Genomic DNA, 20839 nt, shown 5'->3' on the forward strand with positions numbered 1-20839 from the left:
GGGCAGGCGATGGCCCGGCGCCTACGGCTTGATTCCGGGCTGGGTGGCAGGCTCTACCGCAGCACATCCGTCTGCCACAGCCAGATCTTCATCCCCCCATGCGCAATCGCTGGCCCCTGCGGTTTCCACGGCAGCCCGGTCGCCCGCGCCAAAGGCGGCTCTGACGTCACCAGTCCCACACGCCAGCCCCGGAACCGCGTCTTCAAGGTCTCGCCCAGCGTCCCATAGAGTGGATACAGCAGCTTCTTATTCCCGATCCGCCCCCCATAAGGCGGGTTCACGATCACCAGCCCCGGCGGTCCCTCGGGCGGCTGCACCTCCCCTGCCCCGTGACAGGCGAAATGACACCACTCCGCAACACCCGCACGCTCGGCGTTGGCCGTGCTCATCCGGATCGCGCCTGCGTCCCGGTCCGAGCCGTAGAACCGCGCCGCAGGTTCGGCCACTGCCCCACTGCTGCGCATCTCTTCCCACAGCTGCGGATCAAAACTCGCCAAATCCTCAAAGGCAAAGCTCCGGCTGCGCCCCGGCTTCACCCCCGCCGCAATCTCTGCCGCTTCGATCAGAAACGTCCCCGAGCCGCACATCGGATCCACCACCGGCTCCCCCGGCGTGTACCCACAAGACCGCAGCATCAGCGCCGCCATGTTCTCGCGCATCGGCGCCTTGCCCACGGCTTCTTTATGCCCGCGCTTGTGCAGCGCCTCGCCAGAGGTATCGAGGCTGAATTGCACGGCGTTGTCGTGAATACGTACCTTCAACACCAGCGCTGCCTCGGCATCTACCGTAATCCCATGGCTTTCGCGCAGCGCCGTCTCAACCCGCTGCTGCGCGGCCCCGGCATGGTAAATCTTGGACGCCTTGCACGTCACCTGCACCTTCACCGGCACATCGGCGCGCAATACGTCACCAAAGGCAAACTTGCGGCAGCGCTTGTCCAACTGCGCCAGATGGAAGGCCATAAACCCGCCAATTCGCGCCAGCACGCGACCTGCCCCGCGCAGCTCTAGGTTCGCGCGCCAGACCTCGGGCCATCCACCCTGCACGGTCACGCCGCCGGGCTGCGCCTGCGCCTCGGCAAAGCCTTTTTCCTGCGCCTCGGCGCAGAGCAAATCCTCAAGCCCGGGCGGGCAGACAAGGAAAATCTCGAATGTATCTGGGGTATTCATGGCCCCTGCATAAGCGCCTGCGCGGCGCGGTACGAGGGGAAAAAGACGCGCATCGCGCCTTTCAGGCCCACCGGGGAGGGATCCCCCCGGCAGGCAGTGTCAGATCGCTTAGGCGATTTTGACCAGTTCGATGTCGAACTGCAGGTCTTTGCCCGCCAGCGGGTGGTTAGCGTCGAGGGTCACGGTGGTCTCGTCCACTTCCACCACGGTCACGGGCAGCGCCTGACCTTCGGGGGTCTGCATCTGCAACTGTGTGCCGGGATCAAGTGGGATGTCCGCCGGAATGCCTTCGCGCGGCACCGACTGTCGCATCTCAGGGTTCACCGGGCCATAGGCGTCGTCGCTGGGCACCTGAACGACCTTCTTGTCGCCTTCGGTCATGCCGGGCAGCGCGCTGTCGAGTCCGGGAATGATCTGCCCCGAACCCACGGTAAACTCCAGCGGGTCACGACCCTCAGAACTGTCAAACGTGGTGCCGTCCTGCAGCGTGCCGGTATAGTGAATCTGTACTGTGTCGCCGGATTTGACCTCAGCCATTGTCGTCTCCAATTTGTCAGGGAAAAAGGGAAGGAGGCCACGTATCTGCGCGGGTGCTCCAAATTCCGCGACAGCATGAAGATTGTGATCCCGAGAGTAAACCCCCAGTCCCGGCCAATAAGAGAATTCGCCCCTTTCCGCCGCTTCGCCCGCGTGCCACTCTGCCGCGACACGGAAAGGGAGAGCCTGTCAGATGCCCATCACAACCTGCGTTTTCGACGCTTACGGAACCCTGTTCGACGTGGCCGCCGCCGCCCGCGAGGCCGCGCGGGAGCCCGCCTTTGCCGCCATCGCCGAGACTTGGCCGCAACTGGCAGAACACTGGCGCCTCAAGCAGTTGCAGTATTCATGGCTGCGCGCCGTGACCGGGGCGCATGACGACTTCTGGCAGGTCACCCAAGAGGGGCTGGACTGGTCGTTGGAGAAGATGGGCGTCGCCGATGACCCTGCCCTGCGCGAGCGTCTGTTGGCGCTTTATTGGGAGCTTCAGGCCTTTGCCGAAGTTCCCGCCATGCTGCGTGCACTGAAAGACGGCGGCCTGAACACCGCGATCCTATCCAACGGCTCGCCCGCCATGCTGGACGGGGCGGTGCAATCTGCGGGAATCAGTGACCTTTTGGATGTGTCGCTCTCGGTCGAAAGTGTCGGGGTCTTCAAACCTCATGCATCGGTCTATGACCTTGTCGGGCAGCACTACGGCTGCGCCAAGGACGAGGTGCTGTTCGTCTCCTCCAACGGCTGGGACGCAGCAGCGGCGACGGGCTATGGTTTCACGACCGCATGGGTGAACCGGGGCGGCGATCCGGTGGACCGGCTGCCATGGAAACCAGCGCATCAGTTGCGAGACCTCAGCGGCATCCCTGCATTGGCGGGCCTTTGATGGCACGGTTCACCACCTCCGACGGGCTGTCACTGCACTACACGGACGAAGGCTCCGGCCTGCCGATCCTCTGCCTTGCTGGCCTCACCCGCACCGGGGCGGATTTCGACTATCTGGCCCCCCATCTGGCGGATCATCGCCTTATCCGCATGGACTACCGGGGCCGAGGGCGTTCGGATTTCGACAAGAATTGGCAGAACTACACGCTGCCCGTGGAATGCCGTGATGTGCTGGAACTGCTGGCGCATCTGGAGTTGGACAAGGTCGCCATCATCGGCACCTCGCGCGGCGGGCTCAATGCCATGGGGCTGGCGATGATCGCCCATAATCACCTGCTGGGTGTGGCGCTGAATGATTTCGGGCCAGAGCTGGACGCCAAGGGGATCGAGTTCATCATGGGCTATCTGGGCCGCAACCCCGCCGCCAAGACCTATGAAGAGGCCGCCGCCGCCATGGCCCGGGCCTTTCCCGAATTTCGCGGCGTGCCAGAAAGCCGTTGGCTGGAAGAGGTGCAGCGCCATTACACAGCCACCGACGACGGGCTGAAAATCACCTATGACCCGCATCTGCGCGATGCCATCGCCACAGCGGGGCAGCCGACACCCGACCTCTGGCCGTTTTTCGACGCCCTTCAAGGCATGCCGCTCGCGGCGATCCGGGGGGCAAATTCGACTTTTCTTAACCGTGAAACACTGATGCTAATGCAGGCGCGGCGGCCGGATATGATCGTGGCCGAAGTGCCGGATCGCGGCCACGTGCCGTTTCTCGACGAACCCGAGGCGCTGGCCGCGCTGCACGAATGGATAGGACAACTGCAATGAATATCGACATGATCCGCGCCTCTGCCGCCCGCGCAGAGGGCCATGTGCGGCGCACGCCCCTGCTGAACTCGCATTTTCTGGACGAGATCGCGGGCCGTCGCGTCTGGGTCAAGCCTGAATGCCTGCAACATACCGGCAGCTTCAAATTTCGCGGTGCATGGTCGGCGCTGTCAGCACTTGAACCAGAAGCGCGTGCCAAGGGTGTCATCGCTTATTCCAGCGGCAACCATGCGCAGGGCGTTGCCCTGGCGTCGAAAATGCATGGTGCCCCCGCCGTGATCGTCATGCCCAAAGACAGCCCGCGCCTGAAAATCGCCAACACCCGCGCCTATGGGGCCGAGGTCGTACTTTATGACCGCGCGGGGGAAAGCCGCGAAGAAATTGGCGCGAAACTGGCCGAAGAACGCGGCCTGACGTTGATCAAACCTTATGACGAGCCGCAGGTGATCGCGGGCCAAGGCACCACAGGACTAGAGATCGCCCAGCAGGCAGCCGAAGCCGGGATCAAAGCTGCCGATGTGATCGTCTGCTGCGGGGGCGGTGGTCTGACTTCGGGCATCGCGCTGGCACTTGAGGCCGACGCCCCCAGCTTTCGCGTGCGCCCGGCAGAGCCGGAAGGTTTTGACGATGCCACGCGATCGCTGGTGCAGGGCAAGATCGTCGGCAACGCCAGCCCACTTGGGTCGATCTGCGATGCCATCGTTACGCCGCAGCCAGGTGATCTGACTTTTCCGATTATGCAACGGCTCGCTGGCCCCGGTCTGGTGGTGAGCGATGATGAGGCGTTGCAAGCGATGGCGCAGGCGTTCAATCGGTTGAAACTGGTTGCCGAGCCGGGCGGCGCGGTGGCATTGGCAGCAGCGCTCTATCGTAGCGATGAGATCGAGGGCGACGATGTGATCGTCACGATCTCTGGCGGGAACGTGGATGCAGAAATGTTTGAGCGCGCGTTGCAGACGTTAGGATAAAGACAAGCGCAGCGTTGGCTTAAAGGTCCGGGTCGGCGCGCCCAGCCTGTGGTCGGCCACGACCTAGCTGTGCTGTTCGCTCTTTGCCCTCCGACCATCGCGCGATATGCTGACCGCTCAAGCCGTTCACAGGAGACGACCCATGCACATTTTCGACACTGGTGAGGTTCACATCCACTACCGCGTCGACGGCCCTGATGACGGCGCACCGGTGGTCTTTGCCAATTCGCTAGGCACCGACATGCGCCTGTGGGATCCAATCCTGCCGCTGCTCGCCCCCGGTCTGCGCATCATCCGTTTTGATAAACGCGGCCACGGCCTGTCCTCCTGCCCGCCCGGGCCCTATTCGATGGGGTCGCTCATCACCGATACCGAACGGCTGCTCGACCACCTTAATGTACGCAATTGCGTCTTCGTCGGACTCTCGATCGGCGGGATGATTGCACAGGGACTGGCGGTGAAACGGCTCGACATGATCCGCGCGCTCGTGCTGAGCAACACCGCCACCAAGATCGGCAACCGCGACATGTGGGCTGAGCGGATTGCGGCGGTGGAACAGGGCGGCATCGAAAGCCTTGCCGATGCGGTGATGGAGCGCTGGTTTTCGGCCCAATTCCGCGCCACACCGGAACTGGCACTTTGGCGCAACATGCTAGTGCGCCAGCCCGACGCGGGATATGCGGGCTGTTCGGCGGCGATCTCGCACAGCGATTTCATGACCCCGACCTCTGGCTTGCGCCTGCCCGCGCTTGGCATTGCAGGGTCCGAGGACGGCTCCACCCCGCCCGATCTGGTGCGCGAGATGATGGACCTGATCCCCGCGTCCAAGTTCAAGCTGATCCGCCGCGCGGGCCATCTTCCTTGTGTCGAGAAGCCCCAAGAATACGCCGACATTCTGACCGAATTCCTCGCCAATGTTGGCCATATCCCCAAGCAGAAAGGCTAACCATGGCCGCAAGCGTTTTCGACAGTTCCCTTTACGCGCGTCTTTTCGATTGTGGAGAGGCCGGGCGGCTGTTCACCGACAGCGCCGCCGTACGCGCGATGCTGCTGGTCGAAGGGGCGCTGGCCAAAGTGCAAGGTGCTCAAGGCGTGATCCCCGAACTCAGCGCCGCCGCCATCCACCGCGCCAGTTTGGAGATCCGGGTTGACCCCGGCGCACTGGCCGAGGCCACGGGCCAGAATGGCGTCAGCGTGCCTGCCCTGCTGAATCAATTTCGCTCTGAAATGCAGGCCCCCGAACATGCGCAATACGTCCACTGGGGCGCAACCTCGCAAGATATCATCGACACCGCGCTGATGCTGCGCCTGCGCCAAGCGCTGCTGCTGGCAGAAACTGACCTGCGCGAGATCATCAAAGCACTGGCAGAGGCCGCCAAGGACCACGCCCATCTGCCGATGCCCGCACGGACCTATGGCCAGCACGCCACCCCAACCTCATTCGGTGCGGTGTTGGCAGAATGGGGCATGCCGCTGATCGACGCGGTAGAGGCGCTGCCCGAACTGCGCAAAGAAACGCTTGTGGTGTCGCTGTCCGGTGCCGCGGGCACGGCCTCAGCGCTTGGTGGCAAATCGGCAGAGACACGCGCCGAATTGGCCCGCGCGCTTGGGTTGCAAGATCCGGGCCGCAGTTGGCACACAGATCGCAGCCCGATCTTGCGCATCGTCGATTGGCAGGGGCGCGTCATGGCCGCGCTGGCGCATATGGGACAATCGTTGCTCGGGCTGACGAACAGCGACACGCAAGAATTGGCGCTTGGCGCGTCGGGCGGATCGTCCACCATGCCGCAAAAACAAAACCCGGTTTCCCCTTCGGCATTGGTCGCGCTGAACCACCAGCATGGCGGTCTGCGTGCGACATTGCAGGCAGCCTCGGCCCATCAACACCAGCGCGACGGCGGGGCATGGTTCGCTGAATGGCTGGCGCTGCCGCAAGTCTTCCTTGGCACCGCCTCGGCCCTGCAACATGGCAAGACCCTAAGCCAAGGGATCACCCCGCATCCGCTGCAAATGCACCACGCGCTTGAGGCGGGTCTGGGGCTGATCCATGCCGAAGCGCTCAGCTTTGCGCTGGCCGAACAAATGCCCCGCCCCGAGGCACAGCGCATCACAAAGGCGCTCTGCCTTGATGCGCTGGAAAAACAGGTGCCGCTGGCCGATCTTGTCCGCGCCGATTATCCCGATCTGCCGTCTGATCTCTTCCGGTCCGAGGCGCAATTGGGCCATGCGCCCGCCGATGCCCTTGCCTTTGCCACCCGTGCGGACCACCTCTAACCGGATGCCGCTGCCGCTGATTTTTATCCTTTTGACGGTGATGATTGATGCCATGGGCGTTGGTCTGATCCTGCCCGTGATGCCCGACCTGATCCGCGAAGTGCGCGGTAGCGGACTTAGCGATGCCGCCCTTTGGGGTGGTGTGTTGGCGACCGGTTTCGCCGCGATGCAATTCCTTTTCGGCCCCGTTCTGGGCGGACTGTCTGATCGTTTTGGCCGCCGTCCGGTCTTGCTGCTCGCGCTGGTGGTGATGACGGTAGACTACGGCGTCATGGCACTAGCGGGCAGCATCTGGCTGCTGCTGATTGGGCGGCTGGTGGGTGGCATCACGGCAGCGACCCATGCGACGGCATCGGCCTATATGGCTGATATCTCTCCCGCGCAGGATCGCGCGGCGCGGTTTGGGCTGATTGGCGCGGCCTTTGGCGCGGGTTTTGTCTTGGGGCCGCTGATGGGCGGTATCTTGGGCGAATATGGCACCCGCGCACCTTTCTGGGCGGCGGCGGTGCTGGCGGCAGGCAATGCCGCCCTCGGATGGCGCGTGCTGCGTGAGACCCTGCCCCAGACGCAACGCCGCAGATTTGACTGGCGTCGCGCCAACCCGCTGGGCGCGCTGCATGCCCTTGGCCGTCTGCCGGGCATCGGTCGGATGCTCTTGGTCTATTTCATCTATCATGTGGGCTTTGCCGCGTATCCGGCGGTCTGGGCCTATTTCGGGGTCGAACGGTTTGGCTGGTCCCCGACGATGATCGGCCTGTCGCTGGGTCTGTTTGGGGTACAGATGGCACTCGTCCAAGGTGCGCTGATCGGCCCAGTGCTGCGCCGCCTTGGCGCGCGGGGCACGGTGATCATCGGCCATGTCTTTGCCCTCGCAGCCTTTGCGGCGCTGACCTTGCTCACCTCGGGCACTTGGGCGTTGATCATGATCCCGCTTGCCGCGCTTGCGGGCGTGATCCCTCCGGCACTCCAAGGCATCATGTCGGCCCGCGTCAGCGCCGATGCCCAAGGAGAATTGCACGGCGCGCTCAGTTCCTCGACCGCGCTGGCGATGATCATCTCCCCCCTGACGATGACAGCGGTCTTTGCCTATTTCACCGCGCCCGGTGCCGCGCTTTATTTGCCCGGCGCGCCCTTTTTGCTGGCGCTGCTGCTGACGTGCGGCGGGCTAATCGTTTTTGCCAGCCGCCCTACCCCTACGTCACAAAGCAAGTCCAAACTCGATTGAGCCTATTCCCCTGCTTGCACCATAGGCCCATCCGCGTCAGGCTGGCGAAAACCGAGTGAAAAGGACAGGCCATTGCAAACCATCAAAGCCGCCGTCTGCCATGCGTTTGACAGCCCGCTAAGCGTCGAAGACATACGCCTACGCGCGCCGCAAACGGGCGAGGTCGAAGTCACCTTGGATGCCGTGGCGATCTGCCATTCTGATATCTCTTTTGCCGAAGGCGGATGGGGCGGCACCCTGCCTGCTGTCTATGGTCATGAGGCCGCAGGCCGCGTGAGCGCGGTTGGCGACAACGTCCAAGGGCTTGGGGTTGGCGACAGTGTGGTGGTCACCCTGATCCGGGCCTGCGGCAGTTGCCCCAGTTGCGCCTCTGGCCAACCGGTCATCTGCGAAACACCGCAAGCGCCCGAAGGTCCGTTACAAACCGCCGACGGCAAGCCGCTTTACCAAGCCATGAACACCGGCGGTTTCGCCGAAAAGGTGGTCGTGGACCGTTCTCAGATCGTGAAAATCTCGCATGACATCCCCAAAGACGCCGCCTGCCTGATCGCCTGCGGCGTCATCACCGGTGTCGGCGCTGTGGTCAATGCAGCGGGGCTGCGCGCAGGCCAAGATGTGGTGGTGATCGGCGCGGGCGGTGTCGGGCTCAACGCCATCCAAGGTGCGCGCATCGCGGGGGCTCGGCGAATCGTGGCGGTCGATATGACCGAAGACAAACTTGCCATCGCCCGTGAATTCGGCGCCACCGACACCGTGCTGGCGACCGATGCCAAACCGTGGCGCGCGGCATTTAACGCCATGGGGCGCGGCGCTGATGCCGTGATCGTCACCGTAGGCGCAATCCCCGCCTATGAAACCGCGCCACGCTACCTTGGTGCCGGGGGACGGGTGATCATGGTCGGCATGCCCCACAGCGGGGCAAACGCCAGCTATGAGCCTGTTGTTCTCGCCGCCTTGGGCCAAGGCATGGTCGGCTCAAAGATGGGCGACGTGGTGATTCAGCGCGATATCCCGTGGATGGTTGATCTGTATCTCCAAGGCCGCTTGCAGCTTGATAGCCTTATTTCTGGGCGCTGGCGGTTGGATCAGATCAACGAAGCGATTGCCGACACCAAAACCGGGGCCGCGCGGCGCAATGTGATTCTGTTCAATCAACCTGAATGATCTAGCCCTCCGGCAGGTCGCCAATCAGAATGGCGCGGAAATCATTCACATTGGTCCCGGTGGGGCCGGTGTGAAACAGGGCATCTATAGCCTCAAAAGCGCCGAAGGCATTGTTGCGCTGCAACGCACCGCGCGGGTCCATGCCTTCTGCGCGCATCGCGGCTGCCGTACTTCCATCGACGAAGGCCCCGGCGTTGTCCTCTGATCCGTCAATGCCGTCGGTGTCTGCGGCCAGCGCGGTGATCCCCGCCTGCCCCTCCATCGCAAGGGCCAGCGACAGGGCAAACTCACTGTTGCGCCCGCCCCGGCCCTTGTGACGCAGCGTGACCGTCGTCTCTCCGCCCGAAAGCAAAACCAGCGGCGCGGGATGGGGAAAGCTGCTCTGTGCCGCTTGCCGGGCCAAGGCGGCATGCACCAGCGCCACCTCCCGCGCCTCGCCCTCAATCGCGTCAGACAGAACCCAAGCGTTCACGCCCTGCGCGCGGGCGGCTTCGGCAGCGGCGGCAAGGGAAAGGCCCGCAGAGGCAATGATCTGTGTGGTCGTGTTGCTGGGGGCGTCTTGCGCAGGCTGCTGCGCGGCTTCCTTTAGAAACGCCATGCAACGAGGGGGCAGCTCCAGCCCACGCGCCGCAACCTCCTCCAGCACCTCTTCCGCAGACCGCCGTCCCGGCACGGTAGGGCCAGAGGCGACGGCGCCCGGATCATCCCCCGGTACATCCGAAACAATAAGGCTAATCACCTGAGCCGGATACGCCAGTTCCGCCAAACGTCCGCCATTGACCGTGCTGAACTGCTTGCGGATGTCATTCATGACCGAGATTGGCGCGCCAGACGCCAAGAGCGCAGAGTTCAATTCCTGCAAATCTGCCAACGTCAGCCCCTCGGGCGGCGCGGGCAACAGCGATGACCCACCGCCACAGATCAATGCAATCACCTGATCCTCTGGCCCTAAGCCCTGCACCGCATTTTGCAAAGCGCGTGCGGCCTCGACCCCGGCTGGGTCGGGCACGGGATGGGCGGCTTCCAACACCTTGATGCGCTGGCAAGACGCGCCATAGCCATAGCGCGTAACCACGATACCCTCATATGGATGCGACCAAAGTGCCTCGAACGCCTGCGCCAGTTGCGCGGCCCCCTTGCCCGCCCCGATTACCACCGTGCGCCCCTTGGCCGGGGGCGGCAGCATATCGGGCAGGATGCGACGCGGGTCAGCGGCGGCGACGGCAGTGTTAAAAAGGTCCGCGAGAAACTGGCGTTTCGGGTCATCAAGTTGGGTCATTGGGCACTCCGGCTGCTGCGGCGATCATGGCGGCGCGGGGCGTACTGTCAATCCGGCAAGGGTTGATCCCGATGCGCAAACAAAGAGTTCCGCGCCCCCAACAAGCCGAAATCCGGGTCTTGGCAAAGGCCCAGCGGCAGTGCTTTGCGCCATGTGCTATGCCGCCCCCCCGCATTAAATGCCGCCAAAAAGGCATCGTCGAAGATCCACTCATTCTGCTGCGCCACGCCGCCGGTCACAAAAACCCCGCCGCGTGCGCCCATGACCAACCCCAAATCACCCGCGACACCGCCCAGATAGCGCACCATCAACTCCACCGCACGGCAAGCGTTGGCGTCGCTTTTGTCCTTAGCCGCTGCAAAGATCGCCGCGGCTCCCTGTAGTTCTGCCGCCTCGCCCCGTGCCTCTGCGATGGCGCGGTACCAATAGGGCATACCGGTACCGGAAAGGATCGCTTCGGCTTCGACCGCCAACTGGTCGCCCATCCGCACCTCTGGCCATAAGGTGACCAACGCTTTGAAGTAATCAATCTCTTCGGCGCTATGTGGGGTCAGGCGCACATGACCGCCTTCGCCCGGCACCGCCGTAGGTCGACCGCCGTGCCAGACCAAAGCACCAACGCCCAAGCCCGTTCCCGGCCCAATAATTACCCGTGGCCCCGGCTGCGCGTCGGGCCCGCCCTGAAGATAGGTTACTTTCGCCGGGTCGAGCGTGGCCAGCGACCATGCCGCCGCCTCAAAATCGTTCAACATCAACACCTCTGACGGCGGGACCTTACACGCCGCCGCCAGATCATCACGTGAAATACTGCGGTTGGCGTTTGTCATCCGCACCTGCCCGTCGACAACCACCCCCGCCACAGCCACGGCAACCCCTTCCGGCGCACTGCCCATCTTAGCACATAACGCGGCACAGACCTCAGGCAGCGCGGTTAGACCATCGGTGGGATGCGCGCTTCGGGTCTGCAAGCTACCCGCCGCGTCAACCGCTGCCAGCCGCAGATTGGTGCCGCCGATGTCCCCCACGAGATACCACATATGTTCGTCCTGATGCCTTTGATACTGCCGCTAGATGACCTGCGCCCATAGCAAAGGTCAAACAGCAAAAGGCCCGAAAGCAATCTGCTTCCGGGCCATATCCCCATGTGGGGCGCTTATGTCTTAGTCGGGTGCAACAGGCACAGTTGCCGTGTCGTCGCCCTCGATCCCGGTGCCATCGTCGACGATCACTTCGTCTTCGGTGCCGGGGGCCGTCGCGACTTCCTCACCAGTCCAGAATACGATGATCCCGATGCCGAAGATCACAACGATCGCCATGCCGATCAACGGCCATTTGTGACGGCTTTCCTGCTTTTTCAGATTTGTGTCTGGTGGACTCATGATCCGCTCCCTTTCGCTTACCCCGGTCAGTGATGTGCAACGCGCCCAGCGCGGCCCTCATTACAGAGCAAACCCAATGGCCCGTGCCAAAGTTCCCTAAGGCGCGAAGGTTTCACAAGAGCGCCGTCAATTCTGCCATCGCACGGCGGTACCCCGCCTCAATATCATCGCGTTGCCGATGCCGCCCGCCTGATACCGCATGACGCCCCGCTGACCAGACATCAGTGACCACCTGATCCTTGACCGCAAAGACCAGCCCATCAAGAAGTTGATCAGGCCGCAGCGCACAAAGCGCCGGGTCTTGGCTGTTGATCGCTGTCAGGTCGGCCCATGCGCCCACTGCAATCTCGCCCTGCCCCCGGCCAAGCGCCTGCGCCCCGCCACGCGCAGCCCCGGTATAAAGCGCCTCGCCGACCGAGCCTTCGCCCGGCACCATCACGTTGCGCGCCAGATCGCGCAGGCGTTGGGAATACTCCAATGTGCGCAACTCTTCGGTCAAGGAGATCAGCACGTTGGAATCCGACCCAATGCCGAACTGCCCCCCGGCGGCAAGGTAACCCGGCCCGTTGAATGGCCCATCGCCCAAGTTCGCCTCCGTCACCGGACACAACCCCGCGACCGCGCCGGAACGGGCCATAGCATTGGTCTCGGCTTCGGTCATATGGGTCGCATGGATCAGGCACCAATTCTCCTTCACTTCGGCATTTGCCAGCAACCATTCCACCGGACGCACGCCGAGCCAGTCGGATACGTCGGCAACCTCTTTGGGCTGTTCGGCGATGTGAATATGCGTCGGCACATCGGGATGTGCCTGTACCACGTCCGCCAGTTCCGCCGGAGCCGTAGCCCGCAGCGAATGTGGCGCGATGCCCACGCGGCAGTCGTTGGGCAGCTTGCCCACCGCATGCTGCGCCCGCTCAACCAGCGCGTTGAACCGGTCCACTCCGTTACCAAAACGCGCCTGCCCCGCCTGCAATGGCACCTGCCCCGCGCCGCCATAGGTATAGAGCACCGGCAGATGCGTCAGCCCGATCCCGGTTTGCGCCGCCGCTGCTGCGATCCGGGCCGAAAGCTCCCCTAAATCGTCATAGGGCGTGCCGTCGGGCTGGTGGTGGAGGTAATGAAACTCGCCCACACTAGCATAGCCCGCTTCTTGCATCTCAAGGAAAACAAAGGCCGCGATTGCCTCGACGTGCTCGGGCGTGAGATGCGCGGTGAAGCGATACATCAGGTCACGCCACGTCCAGAAACTGTCTTTGCCAGCCATGCGGGCCTCGGTCATCCCAGCCATGGCGCGTTGAAAGCTGTGGCTGTGAAGGTTGGCGAGCGCGGGCAGCAGCGTATCGACGCGAATATCATCGGGGCGCGGCGACAGCGCCGTTTCAACCTGAGAGATCCGCCCCTCGGCAACCGTAATCCGAACGTCACGGGCCCAGCCCTGCGGCAGTTTTGCGTGTTTGGCGAAAATCATTTGACGGCCTTTCGGTTTTTTATGTATAGACATATAGCAATTAAAACCGCGTTAGAAAAGTGAAACCTTAGGAGGAGGCGATAGAGATGACAGAGCATGACCGGGTCTTGATCGACCTCACCGCAGCGACCCTAGATGGCGCGGAACCCTATGGAATGATTGAGGACGCGGCGATTGCGATTGCGGGTAGCAAGATCGCATGGGTCGGCCCGCGCGTTGACCTGCCACGCGCCTACCGCGACCAGCCGACAGAATCACTGGGCCACCGCCTCGTCACCCCCGGTCTGATCGACTGCCACACCCATATCGTCCACGGCGGCGACCGCGCGCGGGAATACGAGATGCGCCTCGAAGGGGCCAGCTACGAAGAAGTCGCCCGCGCCGGGGGCGGCATCGTCTCGACCGTCACCGCCACTCGCGCCGCCAGTGAGGCCGATCTGCTGGCGGATGCCCTGCGCCGCGTCGATGTGCTGATCGCCGAAGGCGTTACGGGGATCGAGATTAAATCCGGCTATGGTTTGGACATCGACACCGAGTTGCGCATGCTCCGCACCGCCCGCGCCATTGGCCAGCAGCGCCCGATCCGGGTGCGGACGACCTTCCTCGGCGCGCACGCCGTGCCAGCCGAATACGCAAGCCGCGCTGACGCCTATATCGACGAGGTCTGCATCCCCGCCCTACGCGCCGCCCATGCCGAGGGACTGGTCGATGCGGTCGATGGATTCTGCGAGGGCATCGCCTTTCAGCCTGCGCAAATCGCCCGCGTCTTTGACGTGGCGCAGGAATTGGGCCTGCCGGTGAAACTCCATGCCGAGCAACTGTCGAACCTTGGCGGCGCGAAACTCGCCGCCTCCTATGGCGCGCTCTCGGCGGATCATATCGAATACCTTGACGGGGACGGCGTGAAAGCGATGGCCAAGGCGGGCACCGTCGCCGTCATCCTGCCCGGTGCTTTCTACACTCTGCGCGAAACCCAAGCGCCCCCGATTGATCTGCTGCGCAAACACGGCGTGCCCATGGCGTTAGCGACGGATATCAACCCCGGGTCGTCGCCGCTGAACTCCCTGCTGCTGACGCTCAACATGGGCTGCACCTTGTTCCGCATGACGCCCGAAGAGGCGCTGCGCGGGGCCACCCAACATGCCGCCCGCGCGCTTGGGCTAGAGTGTTGCGGCATGATCCGCACCGGCCTGCGCGCCGACCTCGCGGTCTGGGACATCAAACACCCCGCCGAGCTTGCCTATCGCATCGGCTTCAACCCGCTTCATTCTCGCATTTTCGGAGGCCAATCGTGACCACCCTGACCCTCACCCCCGGCGCGGCCACCTTGGACGATCTGGCCCGCATCTACCGCGAAGAGGCATCGGTGAGGCTTGACCCCGCCTGCCACCCAGCGATTGAACTGGCCCACGCGCGCATTGCCAAAGCGGTGGCGGGCGAGGATGCCGTCTACGGCGTGAACACCGGTTTCGGCAAGCTCGCCTCGGTCAAGATCGCCTCAGATGACACGGCCACCCTGCAACGCAACCTGATCCTGTCGCATTGCTGCGGCGTCGGCCCGGCGATCCCGCACGGCCATGCGCGGCTCTTGATGGCGCTCAAACTGCTGAGCCTTGGACGAGGCGCCTCAGGCGTGCGGCTTGAGGTCGTCGATCTGATCGAAGCCATGCTGGAGCGTGGCGTGACCCCGGTGATCCCTGCGCAAGGATCGGTTGGCGCCTCGGGCGATCTGGCCCCCTTGGCCCATATGGCCGCTGCGATGATGGGCCACGGCGAGGCGGAATTTGAGGGCCGCGTCATGCCCGGCGGGGAGGCGCTGGCCGCCGCGGGTCTCACCCCGCTGGAGTTCGGCCCGAAAGAAGGGTTGGCGCTGATCAACGGCACGCAGTTTTCGACCGCCTTCGCGCTGGCGGGGCTGTTTGACGCTTGGCGGGCGGCAAACTCGGCGCTGGTGATCTCGGCCCTATCGACCGACGCGATCATGGGCTCCACCGCGCCGCTGCAGCCGGAAATTCACGCCCTGCGCGGCCATCGGGGCCAGATAGAGGCGGGCGAGACCATGCGGGCCCTGCTTAACGGCTCGGATATCCGCGAGAGCCACGTGGCGAATGACGCCCGCGTGCAAGACCCCTATTGCATCCGCTGCCAGCCGCAGGTGACCGGGGCCGCGATGGACGTGCTGCGCATGGCCGCCCGCACGCTGGAGGTTGAGGCCAATGCCGCCACCGACAACCCGCTGGTGCTGGTCGGCGCGGACCTGATCGTTTCAGGCGGGAATTTCCATGCCGAACCGGTGGGTTTTGCCGCCGATATGATCGCATTGGCCGTGGCCGAAATCGGCGCGATTGCCCAACGTCGCGTGGCGTTGATCGTCGACCCGGTGCTCAGCTTCAACCTGCCGCCCTTCCTCACGCCAAACCCCGGCCTCAACAGCGGCTATATGATCGCCGAAGTCACCACCGCCGCCCTGATGAGCGAGAACAAGCACCTCGCCAATCCGTGCGTCACCGACAGCACGCCGACCTCGGCCAACCAAGAGGATCACGTCAGCATGGCCGCCCACGGCGCGCGGCGGCTTGGGCAGATGGTCGACAACCTAAACCGCATCCTCGGGGTCGAACTGCTCTGCGCGGCACAAGGCATCGACTTCCGCGCGCCGTTGGCGACCAGCGAGACATTGCAGCGTGTGGTGAAACGGGTCCGCAAGGATGTCGCGACGCTTGATGAGGACCGCTACCTCGCCCCCGATCTGGAACGCGCGGCACTGATGGTAGCCGAAGGAGAGATCACCCGCGCCGCCGCCATCGAGATGCCGGAGCTTTCCACATGACCCCCGTAGAGATCACCCGCGGCGACAGCCCTATCGTGCTCGGCCTGCCCCATACCGGCACCGACCTGCCCGACACGGTGCGCCGCGCTCTGAACCCGCGTGGGCGCGAACTGGCGGACACCGACTGGCATATTCACCGACTTTACCAAGGGTTACTGCCCGGCGCGACCACCGTGCGCGCGACCTTCCACCGCTATGTGATCGACGCCAACCGCGACCCTTCGGGCGCATCGCTCTACCCCGGCCAAAACACCACCGGGCTGGTGCCGCTGACCGATTTCGCCGGGCAGGACATTTGGACAACCCCGCCCGACGAAGCCGAGATCGAGACCCGCCGCGCGGGCTATCACGCGCCCTATCATGCGGCGCTTGAGGCGGAATTGGCCCGTGTGCGCGAGTTGCATGGCGTTGCGATCCTCTATGACTGCCACTCAATCCGCTCGTTGATCCCTTTCCTGTTCGACGGCCCCTTGCCCGATTTCAACATCGGCACGAACCTTGGCACCACCTGCGCACCTGAGATCGAAGCCGCCGTCGCGGACATCTGCGCCGCCGCACCCGGCTACACCTCCGTCACTAACGGACGTTTCAAAGGCGGCTGGACCACGCGCCACTATGGCCGCCCCGCCGAAGGGTTTCACGCGATCCAGATGGAACTGACGCAAAGCACCTACCTCAGCGACGAGACCCCGCCTTGGCCCTATGACCCCGAAAAATCTGCGCGCCTGCGCACCCACTTGACCAATATCCTGACAACACTGGCCGAGATGGCCCCGACCCTGAAAGGCACCGCATGAGCGATCCGCGCAAGAACACCCGTGACGTCTATCCCGCCACCGGCACCGAGCTTTCGGTGAAAAGCTGGCTCACCGAAGCGCCCCTGCGGATGCTGATGAACAACCTGCACCCAGACGTGGCCGAGAACCCGCATGAGCTGGTCGTCTACGGCGGTATCGGTCGCGCGGCGCGGACTTGGAAGGATTACGACATGATCGTCGCCTCGCTGCGCGCGCTCGAAGACGACCAGACGCTGCTGGTGCAATCGGGCAAGCCGGTTGGTGTGTTCCAGACCCACAAGGACGCCCCGCGCGTGCTGATCGCGAACTCAAACCTCGTGCCGCATTGGGCGAATTGGGACCACTTCAACGAGCTCGATAAAAAGGGTCTGGCGATGTATGGCCAGATGACCGCGGGCTCGTGGATCTACATCGGCTCCCAAGGCATCGTGCAGGGCACCTATGAGACCTTCGTCGAGGCAGGGCGCCAGCATTATGGCGGCGATCTGACCGGCAAATGGATCCTCACCGGCGGGCTTGGCGGCATGGGCGGTGCCCAGCCCTTGGCGGCGGTGATGGCAGGCGCTTGTTGCCTCGCGGTGGAGTGCAATCCCGACAGCATCGATTTCCGTCTGCGCACAAAATACGTCGATGAAAAAGCCGAAACGCTCGACGAAGCGCTGGCAATGATCGAGCGTTGGACCGCTGCCGGAGAAGCGAAATCCGTGGCCCTTTTGGGCAATGCCGCCGATGTCTTCCCCGAACTGGTAAAACGCCGCATGCGTCCCGATATCGTCACCGATCAAACCTCGGCCCATGACCCGGTAAACGGCTATCTGCCGCAGGGCTGGAGCATGGCCGAGTGGCGTGAGAAGCGCGAAAGCGCCCCCAAGGCGGTCGAAAAAGCCGCCCGCGCCTCGATGAAGGTGCAGGTGCAGGCGATGGTCGATTTCCACGCCGCGGGCATCCCCACGGTCGACTACGGCAACAACATCCGCCAGATGGCGCTGGAGGAAGGGTTAGAAAACGCCTTTGATTTCCCCGGTTTCGTCCCCGCCTATATCCGCCCGCTGTTCTGCCGTGGCATCGGCCCCTTCCGCTGGGCCGCGCTGTCGGGCGATCCGGAGGATATTTACAAGACCGATGCCAAGGTGAAAGAAATTCTCTCCGAAGACACGCACCTGCACAATTGGCTCGATATGGCCCGCGAGCGTATTTCCTTCCAAGGTCTGCCCGCACGCATCTGCTGGGTGGGTCTGGGCGTGCGCCACAGGCTCGGTCTTGCCTTCAATGAGATGGTCCGCACTGGCGAGCTAAGCGCGCCCATTGTCATCGGGCGCGACCACCTCGACAGTGGCTCTGTCGCCTCGCCCAACCGCGAAACGGAGGCCATGAAGGACGGCTCCGATGCCGTGTCGGATTGGCCGCTGTTGAACGCGCTTTTGAACACCGCCTCGGGGGCCACTTGGGTCTCGCTGCACCACGGCGGCGGGGTTGGCATGGGCTTTTCGCAGCACTCCGGCATGGTGATCTGCTGTGACGGGTCCGAAGACGCCGACCGCCGGATCGGGCGGGTGCTGTGGAACGACCCGGCGACGGGTGTGATGCGCCATGCGGATGCGGGCTATGACGAGGCGCTTGATTGCGCCCGCGAACATGGGCTGGACCTGCCGGGTATCCTGTGATCGCCATGTGCCGTTGCCCTCGGGCGGCGGCGCATCAATAACGGGTCGTCAGACGGTGGCCGGGACGATGGGACAGGCGCACATAGGTCACCGCCTGCCCCTCCCACCAAGTTGACCGCTCGACCGTGAAAACCGGATCGCCCAGGGCGCAGCCGAGATATTCGCTGAGCGGTTGATCGGCGAGGCCCGCCGAGAGGCTGATCTCAACATCCGAAAAGGGTATCGCCGAGATCAGCCATTCGTTCGGCCCCACTTCCGCAAATGCCTCACCCCGTGCCTGAGGCAGACAGGCGAGGTTAATAAAGCGATCCTCATACTGATAGGGATCGCCATCGGCGTAATGCATGCAGATCAGATGCAACACCTCACCACCCGCGTCCAGTTTCAGCCGTGCCCGCAGCCAGTCCGGCGCAGGCTCAACCGCGTGGCTGACCAGCGAATAGCGATAATCAGCGCCCTTCTCTTCGATCTCTGCCCGGACCAGCGGTATGTCGAAGCGCGCCTGCCGCACCGGGGCCATGCGCACCCGCGTCCCGGCCTTGCGGCGGCGTTCGATAAACCCTTCGTCGGCCAATTCGCGCATGGCGCGGTTGACCGTCGCGCGGGCGCAGCCATAGGTCTCGGCCAGATCAACCTCATTCGGCACGAGACTGCCCAATGGCCATTCCCCCTTGGTGATCTTTGACAGAATGTCGGTTTTGACATCCCGGTAGGTGACTTTCATAAGGGCGGCCCTGCTGGGATCATGACTGTATCATCGAACATTACACTAGATCAAAGCGCAGCCCAAGCGCCACGCAGGCGCCGCAAGGGGGAAATCGCCGGGGCGGCGCCATGGCTCTTGCCTCGCCCAGCGTTTGCTGAAAAGTTGCTGGCCACGCAGTCTCCTGATCCCGAAAGGCCACCCATGCGCGCTCAGCCCTCGAACTTCCGCACCGCCGCCCTGTTGCTGGGCCTTGGCCTGCTTGCCGCCTGCGGTGGCAAAAAGACAGAGTTGGTCGCGGTGCCGGGGGACGAGTTCGAATGTATGGCCCGCGCGATGTATTTCGAATCCAACCGATCAAGCCGTGATGGGATGATCGCTGTGGGTAACGTGGTGATGAACCGGGTCCACTCAGAGGCGTTCCCAAACACGGTCTGCGGGGTGGTGGGCCAGCCCAAGCAATTCGCCCCCGGCGTTATGACCAAACCGATGAACGACCGTTCTGCGCCGCTGGCCCGCGCGTCTGCATTGGCGGTCCTTCAGGGCGAACGGCACCCCAAGGTCACCCGCGCCAAATTCTTCCATGCTGCGTGGTACAAAGCGAATTACAACAACATGCATTATGTGGTGACGGCGGGCGGTAACGCCTTTTATGAAAAGCGGCGCCCCGAACTGGTGACCACCCCCAACCCGCTGCCGCCGCTCGAAGGCATCACGCCGCATTGACGCTTACATATAGCCGCCTGCGACCAAGATCAGCACTAGGTAGCGCCCGCCTTTGGCAAACGTGACGATCACCAAAAATCGCCAAAGCGGTTCGCGCAGCATGCCTGCGGCCAAGGTCAGCGGGTCACCGATAATCGGCACCCAACTGGCCAGCAGGCTCCAATAACCCCATCGCTGATACCAATGGGTGGCGCGGGTCATCTGCTTGGCCGAAAACGGAAACCAGCGGTGATCGGCAAAATGGATGAGGTAGCGCCCCAGCAGCCAGTTCAGCAGCGATCCCAAGACATTGCCCAGCGTCGCCACCAGCCACAGCAGCGCGGTCGCATGCGCGCCGGACCACATCAGCCCCAACAGGAACGCTTCGGATTGTGCGGGGATTAACGTCGCCGCCAGCAACGCCGCAAAAAACAAGCTCGACAGCGCCAACATGTCAGCGGTCAAACGGGTGAAAAGAGCGCGGGCCAAGCATGGCGCATTCGTAAAGGCCACATCACGTCAGAGCAAGCAAGCACAGCTTGCCGCGCAGTGCCCTACGCGCCGCCCAAGACGGGCGATCACTTGGTCAGGATCAATTTCCCCGCCCGTGTGATGCGCAGCGTATAGGTCTGACCATCAAGGACAATATTGGCCGTGGTGCCGTTAGGGACCAACGCGCGGGCATCATGAACGGCCGCCTCAAGCGGTTGGCTCGCAGGCGATGGATCGGGCAGCTTTTGCATCAGGCTCATCGTTCTTCTCCGATTTGGTGCGCGCGTTGCAGATCAATAAGGTGCTCAAGTGCGATCCCATCACAGGGGCCGTGGTCAACATTGTTCAGCGCGATATCGCGCCAGCTGTTGCTGGGCGGGGTGCGTAGCCGGGCATGGGCCATTGGCTCGGGCGTGGTCACGAGTGTCCTCACGGGGCGGGCTCCTTTCCATTGACATCCGGGCTGCCGAACAGGCAGTGG

Annotated in this window: 22 protein-coding genes; 12 read left to right on the top strand and 10 right to left on the bottom strand. The window is 63.5% G+C overall.

The genetic code is table 11. From position 1 onward, the window contains the following. Positions 1-53 precede the first annotated feature (53 nt). On the bottom strand, positions 54-1169 hold the full coding sequence (locus DSM110093_RS11325) for a class I SAM-dependent RNA methyltransferase (protein ID WP_243265160.1): 1116 nt from the start codon (positions 1167-1169) through the stop codon (positions 54-56). Positions 1170-1277: 108 nt separating this feature from the next. Further along, entirely contained in the window at positions 1278-1706 is a 429-nt protein-coding gene (locus DSM110093_RS11330; RefSeq protein WP_243265161.1) for a peptidylprolyl isomerase, read from the bottom strand. Between the two features lie 193 nt (positions 1707-1899). Between DSM110093_RS11330 and DSM110093_RS11335 the strand changes: the two genes are divergently transcribed. The 7 genes from DSM110093_RS11335 (at position 1900) to DSM110093_RS11365 (ending at position 9038) form a co-directional block, all read left to right on the top strand. Then, the gene (locus DSM110093_RS11335; RefSeq protein ID WP_243265162.1) at positions 1900-2586 is read left to right on the top strand and encodes a haloacid dehalogenase type II; all 687 of its coding nucleotides are present in this window, start codon (positions 1900-1902) and stop codon (positions 2584-2586) included. Then, on the top strand, positions 2586-3407 hold the full coding sequence (locus DSM110093_RS11340) for an alpha/beta hydrolase (protein WP_243265163.1): 822 nt from the start codon (positions 2586-2588) through the stop codon (positions 3405-3407). Before DSM110093_RS11335 ends, DSM110093_RS11340 begins: the two co-directional genes overlap by 1 nt. Then, positions 3404-4375 (top strand): threonine/serine dehydratase, encoded by a 972-nt coding sequence (locus DSM110093_RS11345; RefSeq protein WP_243265164.1) that lies wholly within the window; start codon positions 3404-3406, stop codon positions 4373-4375. Before DSM110093_RS11340 ends, DSM110093_RS11345 begins: the two co-directional genes overlap by 4 nt. 142 nt (positions 4376-4517) lie before the next feature. Continuing rightward, complete coding sequence (gene pcaD, locus DSM110093_RS11350; RefSeq protein ID WP_243265166.1) at positions 4518-5321, top strand: 3-oxoadipate enol-lactonase; 804 nt, start codon at positions 4518-4520, stop codon at positions 5319-5321. A gap of 2 nt (positions 5322-5323) precedes the next feature. After that, positions 5324-6649 (top strand): lyase family protein, encoded by a 1326-nt coding sequence (locus tag DSM110093_RS11355; RefSeq protein WP_243265168.1) that lies wholly within the window; start codon positions 5324-5326, stop codon positions 6647-6649. Between the two features lie 4 nt (positions 6650-6653). Next, a complete protein-coding gene (locus tag DSM110093_RS11360; RefSeq protein ID WP_243267720.1) occupies positions 6654-7874 on the top strand; it encodes a TCR/Tet family MFS transporter in 1221 nt (406 codons plus the stop codon). A 72-nt stretch (positions 7875-7946) separates the two neighbouring features. After that, positions 7947-9038: a Zn-dependent alcohol dehydrogenase gene (locus DSM110093_RS11365; RefSeq protein ID WP_243265170.1), complete on the top strand. Its 1092-nt coding sequence runs from the start codon at positions 7947-7949 to the stop codon at positions 9036-9038. Position 9039: 1 nt separating this feature from the next. Here DSM110093_RS11365 and DSM110093_RS11370 read toward each other — a convergent pair whose 3' ends face one another. The 4 genes from DSM110093_RS11370 to DSM110093_RS11385 form a co-directional block, all read right to left on the bottom strand. Further along, positions 9040-10317 (bottom strand): glycerate kinase, encoded by a 1278-nt coding sequence (locus DSM110093_RS11370; protein WP_243265171.1) that lies wholly within the window; start codon positions 10315-10317, stop codon positions 9040-9042. Between the two features lie 47 nt (positions 10318-10364). Then, positions 10365-11354, bottom strand: a complete 990-nt coding sequence (locus tag DSM110093_RS11375; RefSeq protein ID WP_243265173.1) for an ROK family protein — start codon at positions 11352-11354, stop codon at positions 10365-10367. Between the two features lie 123 nt (positions 11355-11477). Beyond that, entirely contained in the window at positions 11478-11696 is a 219-nt protein-coding gene (locus DSM110093_RS11380; protein ID WP_243265174.1) for a hypothetical protein, read from the bottom strand. Positions 11697-11808: 112 nt separating this feature from the next. Beyond that, positions 11809-13167 (bottom strand): formimidoylglutamate deiminase, encoded by a 1359-nt coding sequence (locus tag DSM110093_RS11385; protein WP_243265175.1) that lies wholly within the window; start codon positions 13165-13167, stop codon positions 11809-11811. 86 nt (positions 13168-13253) lie between these two features. Between DSM110093_RS11385 and hutI the strand changes: the two genes are divergently transcribed. The 4 genes from hutI to hutU are packed head-to-tail and all read left to right on the top strand — an operon-like array spanning position 13254 to position 18458. Then, a complete protein-coding gene (hutI, locus tag DSM110093_RS11390; protein WP_243265177.1) occupies positions 13254-14462 on the top strand; it encodes an imidazolonepropionase in 1209 nt (402 codons plus the stop codon). Continuing rightward, positions 14459-15997 carry a histidine ammonia-lyase gene (gene hutH, locus DSM110093_RS11395; protein WP_243265178.1) on the top strand — a complete coding sequence of 513 codons (1539 nt, stop codon included), beginning with the start codon at positions 14459-14461 and terminating at the stop codon, positions 15995-15997. Before hutI ends, hutH begins: the two co-directional genes overlap by 4 nt. Next, positions 15994-16794, top strand: a complete 801-nt coding sequence (gene hutG / locus DSM110093_RS11400) for an N-formylglutamate deformylase (protein WP_243265180.1) — start codon at positions 15994-15996, stop codon at positions 16792-16794. Before hutH ends, hutG begins: the two co-directional genes overlap by 4 nt. Further along, complete coding sequence (gene hutU, locus DSM110093_RS11405) at positions 16791-18458, top strand: urocanate hydratase (protein ID WP_243265181.1); 1668 nt, start codon at positions 16791-16793, stop codon at positions 18456-18458. Before hutG ends, hutU begins: the two co-directional genes overlap by 4 nt. A gap of 34 nt (positions 18459-18492) precedes the next feature. Here the strand turns inward: hutU and DSM110093_RS11410 are convergent, their stop codons facing one another. Continuing rightward, entirely contained in the window at positions 18493-19182 is a 690-nt protein-coding gene (locus tag DSM110093_RS11410; protein ID WP_243265182.1) for a UTRA domain-containing protein, read from the bottom strand. Positions 19183-19365: 183 nt separating this feature from the next. Between DSM110093_RS11410 and DSM110093_RS11415 the strand changes: the two genes are divergently transcribed. Continuing rightward, positions 19366-19887: a cell wall hydrolase gene (locus DSM110093_RS11415; protein WP_243265184.1), complete on the top strand. Its 522-nt coding sequence runs from the start codon at positions 19366-19368 to the stop codon at positions 19885-19887. 3 nt (positions 19888-19890) lie between these two features. Here DSM110093_RS11415 and DSM110093_RS11420 read toward each other — a convergent pair whose 3' ends face one another. The 3 genes from DSM110093_RS11420 to DSM110093_RS11430 all read right to left on the bottom strand — a co-directional run bounded on the left by DSM110093_RS11420 (position 19891) and on the right by DSM110093_RS11430 (position 20791). Further along, on the bottom strand, positions 19891-20319 hold the full coding sequence (locus tag DSM110093_RS11420) for a YqaA family protein (protein WP_243267721.1): 429 nt from the start codon (positions 20317-20319) through the stop codon (positions 19891-19893). Positions 20320-20444: 125 nt separating this feature from the next. After that, entirely contained in the window at positions 20445-20609 is a 165-nt protein-coding gene (locus DSM110093_RS11425) for a hemin uptake protein HemP (RefSeq protein WP_243267722.1), read from the bottom strand. A 5-nt stretch (positions 20610-20614) separates the two neighbouring features. After that, on the bottom strand, positions 20615-20791 hold the full coding sequence (locus DSM110093_RS11430) for a hypothetical protein (RefSeq protein WP_243265186.1): 177 nt from the start codon (positions 20789-20791) through the stop codon (positions 20615-20617). Between the last annotated feature and the right edge of the window lie 48 nt (positions 20792-20839).

It is taken from the genome of Sulfitobacter sp. DSM 110093 (assembly GCF_022788715.1).
Classification (GTDB): domain Bacteria; phylum Pseudomonadota; class Alphaproteobacteria; order Rhodobacterales; family Rhodobacteraceae; genus Sulfitobacter.